The organism is Streptomyces sp. NPDC004658, assembly GCF_040609555.1.
Lineage (GTDB): Bacteria > Actinomycetota > Actinomycetes > Streptomycetales > Streptomycetaceae > Streptomyces.
Map to the genome: position 1 here is coordinate 1 of NZ_JBEXKG010000327.1, position 3,557 is coordinate 3,557.

3 protein-coding genes are annotated in these 3,557 nt (G+C 76.5%); all 3 read right to left on the minus strand.

Going from position 1 to position 3,557, the window contains the following annotated elements; genetic code table 11:
• The coding region (locus ABZV94_RS40780; RefSeq protein WP_356350042.1) for a serine/threonine-protein kinase at positions 1–831 on the minus strand (831 nt) is incomplete at its 3' end.
• Positions 831–1,682: an ABC transporter substrate-binding protein gene (locus ABZV94_RS40785; protein WP_356350045.1), complete on the minus strand. Its 852-nt coding sequence runs from the start codon at positions 1,680–1,682 to the stop codon at positions 831–833. The genes ABZV94_RS40785 and ABZV94_RS40780, both read right to left, overlap by 1 nt.
• Before the next feature lie 1,363 nt (positions 1,683–3,045).
• The coding region (locus ABZV94_RS40790) for a methyltransferase domain-containing protein (RefSeq protein ID WP_356350046.1) at positions 3,046–3,557 on the minus strand (512 nt) is incomplete at its 5' end.

Consider the following 3,557-nt stretch of genomic DNA (forward strand, 5'->3'; position numbering starts at 1 on the left):
GCGGACGCCCCACGCCGGGACGCTCCGCGGGTCTTGGAGGGCGGCCCCGAGCCGGGCGGCCGTCGGGCGCCGCGCGGGGTCCTTGGCCAGGCAGGCCGCGACCACGGACCGCAGACCGGCGGGCACACCCGTCAGGTCCGGTTCCTCGTGCACCGTGCGGAACAGGACACCCGCCGCGTGCCCGGTGCCGAACGGACGCCGTGCCGAGGCCGCGTACGCCAGCACGCAGCCCAGGGAGAAGACGTCGGCCGGCGGGCCGACCTCCTCCGCGCGGGCCCGCGCCTGTTCCGGCGCGAGGAAGCCGGGGGTGCCCACGACGGCGTCGGGCGCGGTGAGCGCGGTGGCGCCGGCGGCGTGGGCGATGCCGAAGTCGATCAGCCGGGGGCCGTCCAGGCCGAGCAGGACGTTCCCCGGCTTCACGTCCCGGTGCACCAGCCCCGCCGCGTGGACGGCGGCCAGCGCCTCGGCCAGCCGCAGGCCCAGGGTCCGTACCGTGGCGACGGGCAGGGCGCCGTGTCCGTCGACCGCTTCGGCGAGGGCGGGACCGGGCACGAACTCCGTGGCCAGCCACGGTTTGCGGGCCTCCGGGTCGGCGGCCACGACCGGCACGAGCCAGCGGCCGGTCAGGGCGCGCACGGCCGTCACCTCGCGCCGGAAACGGGCGCGGAAGGCCGGGTCCGCCGCGTGCTCGGCGCGGATCACCTTGAGCGCGACCAGAGTTCCGCCCGCGCCGCGGGCGAGGTAGACGACGCCCATGCCACCGGCGCCCAGCCGGGCCAGCAGCCGGTGGCCGCCGATGTCCTCGGGGTCGTCCGCCGTGAGCGGGCGCATCACAGAGCCGCCTCGCCCGCGTAGGCGTACCGGCCGCCCCTCACCTCGTAGCGGAAGACGTCGTACCCCTTGAGCGTCCGGTTCTCGCCGAACGCGTACGTCCGCACGAGCCCCTTGTAGGTGCCCTTCGCCAGCAGGTCGTACAGCCTGGTCCGGGAGGGCCGGCCGCCCGCCTCGGTGACGCGGGTGATGACCATGCGGGCCACGTCGTAGGCCTCCGCCGCCCAGTACGGGGGCGCGGAGCCGTAGCGCCGGCGGTACGCGGTGGCGAAGCCGCGCACGCGCGCGGCCGACGGGTCGATGTACGGCGCGAAGATCTGCCAGCCTTCGGCGGCCGTGCCCGCGGCGGTGAGGAACTCCTGGTCGGCGGCCGGGTAGCCGAGGACGCGGACGCCGGTGAAGCGCCGCTCGGCGAGGGCGCGGGCGACGGCCGCCGCGCGTGCCGGTGTGCCCGTGTAGACGAAGCCGTCCGGCTCGCGGGCGAGCATCTCCGCGACCACCGGGGCGAGATCCCCGGCCAGCCGGGGTACGACCCGCGGCTCGGCCGGGATCCTCACGACGCCGAGGGACTGGAAGGTGGTGTGCCCGAGCTGCCAGGCCGCGATGCCGCCGTCGCGGTCGATCAGGACGCCCGCGCGCCTGGCGCCCGCCTTGCCGAGCCGGAGGGCGATCAGCGCGGGCGACACGCCGTACCCGGGGACGGCCTGGAGGAAGTGGCGTGGCTGCGCGGTGCCGTACGTCTCCTGCGCCGAGGAGGCCGTGAGCTGCGGGACGAGCCGGGCGTCGTACGCGTCGAGGCCCGGGTGCCTCCGGCATCGGGGGCACCTGGCCGGCCCCGCTCTGCCCGGCACCCGCTTCAGCCCCCTGCGGTCCGCCCGGTACGTCGGCGACCTGCGCCGGCCCGGACCCTCCGTCAGCGGCCGGTACGGCCTCGCCCGCCGGGTTCGCCTCGGTCGGGTCCGCCTCGGCGGCAGGAGCCGCGTCGGCGACGGTCCCGCCGTCGGCGGAGGTCCCGTCCTCCCCGGCCACACCGGCCTGGGTGTCCCCGGCGACCGGAGCGCCCGGCTGCACGGGACTCTGCGCGGCCTCGGCACCCTGCGGCGCCGGTGCCGTGTACACCCCGTCGTGCGCGTGGACCGGCTGGACCCCGTCGTGGCCGTGGACGACCTGCACATGGCCGGTGTCGCCGGCCGGGGCCGTTGCCTGGCCGGTGAGGCGGGCCACCGCCGCCTGGGCCGCGTCGGACGGGCCAACCGTTTCGGCAGCCGGGGCCTGTGCGGCGACCTGGGCCGCGCCCCAGGGGGCCGCGCTCTGCGGAGCCGTCTGCGACGGGGCGTCGAGGTATTCGGGGCCGCTCGCCGCGGGTCCGGGCTGCCGTACCGGCGCTCCCGCGGGACCGCGGTCGGCGAGGGAGCGGACCGGGCTGGCGGAGGTGTCCGGGATCGGCGGGCCGAGGTGCAGCGGACGGCGCGGCGGCTGCGGGGCGGCCGTCGGGTCGTGCGGCGCCGAGAGGATGGGCGACGGGGGTACCGACGCCGGGCCCGGGTCGGGCAGGCGGACGCCGCTGAGGTCGACCGAGCCGCTGTCACGGCCGGCCGTCTCGTGCGGGCCCGGCTCGTGGACGGCTTCCACCACCGGTTCCGGAGCGGGTGGCGGCACCTCGTTGCCCCACGCGCCCTGGGCACCCGGCAGCAGCAGGTCTTCGTCCTCGGCGGGAGCCTCGGAGAGGTAGGTGTACGCGCCGTGCGCGGGGACGCCCGGCTGCTCCACCATGCCTGCGCTCTCCGGCTGCCCCTCGCCCGGGACCTGGCCGGTGTCGGTCATGCGTACCCCTCGCCCATCGGTTAGTGCTCCTACGACCAGCTCACCCGGAACGGCGCACCGACCGCCCGCAGTGAAGAACGAGCGTCCGTGCCCAGCGGCACGAACGACCCGCCGGAAAAGGCGACAAAGCCATTCAGTGGCATTGTCCCGGTCGTCGTGCCGTCGCGACAGCAAGATCCGCGACAGCCCGCTGTGGACTGCGCCACGTTGCGCGTCCTCCGGTTCCGCCGTACCGCACCCACCCCAAAACGGGCGCGCGTTCCGGACATTGGCGAACGAAGTTCGGCCCACCGGTGCGGTACAACGATCGGCCAGCCTACCGCGCGCGGTACGACAACAGGATCACGGGGCGCGGTCGGGCAGTCCCGCCCGGCGCCCGACCACCACCCCTCAACGAGGCGCTTCGCGCCGCAGCAATTCCCCGGTGAGCAGGAACGCTACGTTCCGCTCCCTCTCGGTCCAGTCCCGGGTGTCGAGTTCGACGGACTGGAGCAGGGCGCACTCGACCCGGTACCCGTGCTCGGTCAGGTCGCGTCCGACGCGTTCGGCGGCGTCCCGGGTGGCGGCGTGCGTGACGATGCGTCGCGGGCGCCGGTCGGCGACCGCGGAGACGACCGCCGGTCCCCCGCCGCCCACCCGTACGACATCCGGTTCGTGCAGGTTTTCGAGGACGTGCGGGGCGCTGCCGTGGACGATCTGGAGCTGGACGCCGAAGCGGCGCGCGACGCTGTCGGTGCGGGCACAGGCGTCCGGGTCGTGGTCGACGGCGATGACGGCCGCGCCGGCGCGGGCGGCCTCGGTGGCGAACGCGCCGCTGCCGCACCCGATGTCCCAGACGAGGTCGCCGACGCGCGGGCCGAGGCGGGCGAGTTGGGCGGCACGCAGCAGCTGGGTCTCGCCCT